The organism is Streptomyces thermospinosisporus, assembly GCF_039526425.1.
In the GTDB taxonomy this organism is placed as follows: domain Bacteria; phylum Actinomycetota; class Actinomycetes; order Streptomycetales; family Streptomycetaceae; genus Streptomyces; species Streptomyces thermocarboxydovorans.
On record NZ_BAAAIZ010000132.1, the window covers coordinates 18,047 to 23,959 of the forward strand.

A 5,913-nucleotide genomic window follows, 5' to 3' on the forward strand; every position below is an offset into this window, starting at 1 on the left:
CGGCGGCGTTCGCCGGCTCGGCGTCCTCGGGCTCGGGTCCGGCCGGTGCGGTATCGGCCGGTGCCGCAGCGGCGGGCGTGGCATCGGCCGGCACCGCGTCTGCGGGTACTGCGTCCGCGGGTACGGGATCCTCGGGCACGGCGTCCCGGGGCTCCTCCTCGCGCGCCGCGTCCTCGGGCTCAGCCGGCCCGGCCACCGCGTCCTCGGCGCTCTCGCCGGCCGCGGCCTCCTCCGGGGAGGCCTCCGCCTCCGCTGCCGCGCCGCCCTCGGCCTCGGCCTCAACCTCCGCTTCCGGCGCCTCCGGCCGGCTCTCCGCGTCTGCGTCGTCCACGGAGTCCGCCCCCGCTTCCGGAGCGTCCACCGCCGAGGCTTCCGTCTCACCGGAGCCCTCGTCGTCCCGCTCCGCCTCTGCCGCCGGGGCCTGCGGGCCCTCGCCGCCGACGTCAGCGGTGGCGGCGTCCGAATCGCCGTGCTCGGCCTCGGTCTTGAGCCGGCCCGCTGCCGGAACGCCGGCGTCCTCGGTCCCGCCGTCCCTGGACGGGCTCTCCTCGCCCGCCGCCTCGGCGTCCCGCCGCGCGAACTCCCGCTTCAGCGCGGCGGCGGAGAACCGGATCGTGGCACCGCTCTCCAGGTCACCGTTGCCGGGATCGGTCACCCCGGGCTCGGTCCCGGCGACCGGGGCCTCCGGCGCCGACGGGGACGACGAAGACCCCCCGTTCATCTGACCCTCCCCCTGCGGCTGCTGCGGTTCGAACCCCACCGGCAGCTTGGGCACGACCCCCGGCACCCCGGGAGGCGGCACGGGCGGAGTGAAGGGTGCACCGGAAGCAGGCGCGGGCGCGGGCGAGGCAAAAGGCGCCCCCGGCGCCGGATTTACTGCGGGCTCCGGGGAACTCACCGCGGGCGGCGGCGTCAGCCCCGGAACGGGCGGCACCGGAGCGGCAGGCTCAGCGCTGTCCGAAGGCGACCCGTCGGCATCGGCAGCAGGCTCGGAAGGCGCTGTGGACACGGAATCCGAAGCCTCCCCCGTAGCAGAGGCGGACGAGCCCTCCGACGCCGACGATCCCGACGCGTTCTGCGTGTACCAGGCCGGCGGCGCGTAGTCGATGGTGAACTCGCCCGTCGCCTCGACGGCGGACTCCGCGTCGGGCTGGTCATCGCCGGGTGTCGCCCAGCCCCCGCGGATCCCGTCCCGATCGCTGCTCACAGTTCCTCCTGGTGTGGTCGAGCACCCGCACGCCGCGCCGTGCGACCAGCATCTTGTCGTCGTCGGAAGTTGTTCGAGGTTGCCGCGTGGTCGTCTCGTCCGATTGCAGGACCGACCACGCCCGATCCCACCCTAGTCACCACTTCAGGCGCACCGGCAGGCCCGTCACAGCCCCGGCACAGCTCCGTGAACAGCCACCGACCTCGCCAACACCCCACCGCCGCAGGGCACAAGACATAAGAGAACCGGACAAGAACCGCCATACCGCGCCCAACTTCGGGCGCGTTGCGGCGCTTTGCCGTCAGTCCAGTTCGCGCAGTGCGCGCTCCCGCGCGCCGGAAGAGGCGTCGAGGGATTCCTTCCGCAGCAACCTGTGCACCGTGGGGTCGAGCCCCGCGGCCTTCCCCCGGACGCCGGCCATGACGGCGCTCTGCTCCACGAGCGAGGCGCGCTGGCTGAGCAGCATCCGCCGCCAGGAGCCGACGAGAGCCGGGCTCCGCCGCGGCAAGGGCCTCTGCCGCCCGGCGGGTTGCCGCCTGCCGCAAGGCGACACAGGCCGCGGGCTCCTCGGACAGCACGCGCGCGACCCGCAGCAGCACGGTGCGCGGCACGGACATGTGCACACCCCTCGTCGTCCTGCCAGGCCGGCTCGGCGGGCGGGCCGCTGAACACGTACTCCGTACTGCGGACCCCGAGGATCGCCTCCGTGTCCGCCGCGCAGCCGGCCAGCGCCTCCGCGAGCGGCGTGAACAACGGCCGGCCCACCCGTCCGCCCGGTCTCTCCAGCTCCTCGTCGACCGTGACGAGGACGTCCTTCATCGCCTGTGCCTGCCGCAGTGAGTGCCGCCCCGGCCACCGTCGTCGCCTTCTTGATCTCCGCACCCAGCCGGGCACAGCCCAGGCCGCTGTCGTGGGCGTCGCCGAGCGCCGCACGGATGCGCTTGTTCCTCAGCAGGCCCCCGCATCCTCCGTCGTCGCCCTCCGGTCCGGACAGGGACCGCGCTCCCGCACCGCCGGCCAGCACGCCGCACATCACCGCCGCCGTCACCACGGCGAGACGCCGGCGCCGGGAGGCCGGTGAAGCCGTACCGGGCATGCTCGTCCTCGCTGGGGGTCCTGCTCACTGGGGGTCCTGGCGTTCGCCCGGCACCGCGGTACGAGCCGGACATGCGTCGCCCGGGAGGCGATACGGCCTCCCGGGCGTGTGCGGCGGTCGCTCGGATCAGGAGCTCTGCGACGAGCCCTCCGGCGCCTCCTGCGGCGCAGCCTCCGACGAGTCCCCCGGCGGCTTCAGATCGAACTCGCCGTCCCGGGCCCCCAGCACGAAGGCCCGCCACTCCGCCTCCGTGTAGCGCAGCACCGTGTCGTGGTCGAGCGAGGACCGCATGGCCACCGCGCCGCCGGGCAGGTACGCGATCTCCACCCGTTCCTCGTCCGGGGAGGTGCCGGGCGGGCCGTGCCACTCGACGCCGGAGATGTCGAGGGCGTACAGCTCGTCTCTCTCCCGTTCCTTGCGCGCCTTGATCTCCTCAGCCGTCTCCGCCATGCCGCAGCGACCCCTTCCCGACGTACCCGGGTACCTCATGTACCCGGCAGTACCGATCGTCCGAGCGTCACCCTAGTGGCGCTGCCCGTCCCACCTGGGTGGTTTTGCCGAGCTGTGGACCAAGCGGCAAGAAGGGCCCCCGCCGCCTGGTACCCTGAGTGACGGCCGTTTGTGTACGCACCCCCGGAGCGCAGGCTCTGGAGGTCGCGCCCAGCGGATCCCCGCCTTCCGAGTCATGGAAGCTCCCCCGAGAAGCAGACCGGGGGCACTCGGTGGCCACTCACAGATTACGAGGAGTACGAGTGTCGCTCGACGCCGCCACGAAGAAGCAGATCATCGCCGAGTTCGCGACCAAGGAGGGTGACACCGGCTCCCCCGAGGTCCAGGTCGCTCTCCTGTCCCGTCGGATCTCCGATCTGACGGAGCACCTCAAGACCCACAAGCACGACCACCACTCTCGTCGTGGTCTGCTGATCCTGGTCGGTCAGCGCCGCCGGCTGCTGCAGTACCTGGCCAAGAAGGACATCCAGCGCTTCCGCGCGCTGGTCGACCGCCTGGGCATCCGCCGCGGTGCGGCGGGCGCCAAGTAGGACGCCGTGAAGGGAGCGGTTCCCTGAACCAGGGGGCCGCTCCCTTTGCTGTACGGCAGTGCGGCCGCGGCTGTACCGCTGTACGTGCGCAGTGTCACCGCTCCTTTGTAGTGTGGTAGCACAACGCACAGAGCAAGACGGACGACACCGCACGATCCAAGAACTTCAAGCACTTCAAGCATGAGGAGAGGCGCACCCAGCCGCCGCCGGTCCTCGGTAGTGGCCCCCGGGGAATCGACCCCGGGTGCTTCGATCGAAGACCGGCCCGCACACACGGCGCGCTTCTCCGCACTCGTCCCCCTGCCACACGGGCAGACGGGACGAAAGACGACAAAGTAACGGAGAAACCGCTAGTGGAGAACGAGACCCACTACGCCGAGGCCGTCATCGACAACGGCTCCTTCGGCACCCGCACCGTTCGCTTCGAGACGGGTCGCCTGGCCAAGCAGGCCGCCGGCTCCGCCGTCGCGTACCTGGACGACGACACCATGGTGCTGTCGGCCACCACCGCGTCCAAGAACCCCAAGGACCAGCTCGACTTCTTCCCGCTCACGGTGGACGTCGAGGAGCGGATGTACGCCGCCGGCAAGATCCCTGGCTCGTTCTTCCGCCGTGAGGGCCGGCCCTCCGAGGACGCCATCCTCACCTGCCGCCTGATCGACCGCCCGCTGCGTCCGTCCTTCAAGAAGGGCCTGCGCAACGAGATCCAGATCGTCGCCACGGTGATGGCGCTCAACCCCGACCACCTGTACGACGTGGTGGCGATCAACGCCGCCTCCGCGTCCACGCAGCTGGCCGGCCTGCCCTTCTCCGGCCCGATCGGCGGCGTCCGCGTCGCGCTGATCCGCGGCCAGTGGGTGGCCTTCCCGACGCACTCCGAGCTCGAGGAAGCCGTCTTCGACATGGTCGTCGCGGGCCGCACCCTGGAGGACGGCGACGTCGCGATCATGATGGTCGAGGCCGAGGCCACCGACAAGACGATCAAGCTCATCGAGGGCGGCGCCGAGGCGCCCACCGAGGAGGTCGTCGCCGCCGGCCTGGAGGCCGCGAAGCCCTTCATCCGGGTGCTCTGCAAGGCCCAGTCGGACCTCGCCGCCAAGGCCGCCAAGCCGGTCGCCGAGTTCCCGATCTTCCTCGACTACCAGGACGACGTCCTGGAGGCGCTGACCGCCGCCGTCAAGCCCGAGCTCGCGCAGGCGCTCACCATCGCCGGCAAGCAGGAGCGCGAGGCCGAGCTTGACCGCGTCAAGCAGCTCGCCGCCGAGAAGCTCCTGCCCGAGTTCGAGGGCCGCGAGAAGGAGATCTCCGCCGCGTACCGCGCGCTCACCAAGCAGCTGGTCCGCGAGCGCGTGATCAAGGAGAAGAAGCGCATCGACGGCCGCGGTGTCACCGACATCCGCACCCTGGCCGCCGAGGTGGAGGCCATCCCGCGGGTCCACGGCTCGGCACTGTTCGAGCGCGGCGAGACCCAGATCCTGGGCGTCACCACGCTGAACATGCTGCGCATGGAGCAGCAGCTGGACACCCTCTCGCCGGTGACCCGCAAGCGCTACATGCACAACTACAACTTCCCGCCGTACTCCACCGGCGAGACCGGCCGCGTCGGCTCCCCGAAGCGCCGCGAGATCGGCCACGGCGCCCTCGCCGAGCGCGCCCTGCTCCCGGTCCTGCCGAGCCGCGAGGAGTTCCCCTACGCGATCCGCCAGGTGTCCGAGGCCCTCGGCTCCAACGGCTCGACGTCCATGGGCTCCGTCTGCGCCTCCACCATGTCGCTGCTGAACGCCGGTGTGCCGCTGAAGGCCCCCGTCGCCGGTATCGCCATGGGCCTGATCTCCCAGGAGATCGACGGCGAGACCCACTACGTCACCCTCACCGACATCCTCGGTGCGGAGGACGCCTTCGGCGACATGGACTTCAAGGTCGCCGGCACCAAGGAGTTCGTCACCGCCCTCCAGCTCGACACCAAGCTGGACGGCATCCCGGCCTCCGTCCTGGCCGCCGCCCTCAAGCAGGCCCGGGACGCCCGCCTCCACATCCTCGACGTGATGATGGAAGCGATCGACCGGCCGGACGAGATGTCCCCCCACGCGCCGCGGATCATCACCGTGAAGATCCCGGTCGACAAGATCGGCGAGGTCATCGGCCCCAAGGGCAAGATGATCAACCAGATCCAGGAGGACACCGGCGCCGAGATCACCATCGAGGACGACGGCACCATCTACATCGGCGCCGCCGACGGCCCCTCCGCCGAGGCCGCCCGCGCCACCATCAACAGCATCGCCAACCCGACGATGCCCGAGGTCGGCGAGCGCTACCTGGGCACGGTCGTCAAGACCACCACCTTCGGTGCGTTCGTCTCCCTGCTGCCCGGCAAGGACGGCCTGCTGCACATCTCGCAGATCCGCAAGCTGGCCGGCGGCAAGCGCGTGGAGAACGTCGAGGACGTCCTCGGCGTGGGCCAGAAGGTCCAGGTCGAGATCGCCGAGATCGACTCCCGCGGCAAGCTCTCCCTGATCCCCGTGCTCGAGGGCGAGAACTCCGACGAGAACAAGGACGACGCCGCCAAGTGA

At 71.2% G+C, this 5,913-nt stretch carries 5 protein-coding genes; 2 read left to right on the forward strand and 3 right to left on the reverse strand.

Features of this window, described 5'->3' with window-relative positions; all coding sequences use genetic code 11:
• The 3 genes from ABD207_RS31105 to ABD207_RS31115 form a co-directional block, all read right to left on the reverse strand.
• Positions 1-1,207, reverse strand: a 1,207-nt coding sequence (locus ABD207_RS31105) for an SCO5717 family growth-regulating ATPase (RefSeq protein ID WP_344016660.1), incomplete at its 3' end; no start/stop codon positions are given.
• 301 nt (positions 1,208-1,508) lie between these two features.
• On the reverse strand, positions 1,509-1,673 hold the full coding sequence (locus ABD207_RS31110) for a hypothetical protein (RefSeq protein ID WP_344016661.1): 165 nt from the start codon (positions 1,671-1,673) through the stop codon (positions 1,509-1,511).
• A gap of 756 nt (positions 1,674-2,429) precedes the next feature.
• Complete coding sequence (locus ABD207_RS31115) at positions 2,430-2,753, reverse strand: DUF397 domain-containing protein (RefSeq protein ID WP_344016662.1); 324 nt, start codon at positions 2,751-2,753, stop codon at positions 2,430-2,432.
• 302 nt (positions 2,754-3,055) lie between these two features.
• On the opposite strand from ABD207_RS31115, the gene rpsO reads away from it, so the two are divergent.
• Positions 3,056-3,343, forward strand: coding sequence for a 30S ribosomal protein S15 (gene rpsO, locus ABD207_RS31120; RefSeq protein WP_344006345.1), 288 nt, complete (start codon positions 3,056-3,058; stop codon positions 3,341-3,343).
• 353 nt (positions 3,344-3,696) lie between these two features.
• Entirely contained in the window at positions 3,697-5,913 is a 2,217-nt protein-coding gene (locus tag ABD207_RS31125) for a polyribonucleotide nucleotidyltransferase (RefSeq protein WP_344016663.1), read from the forward strand.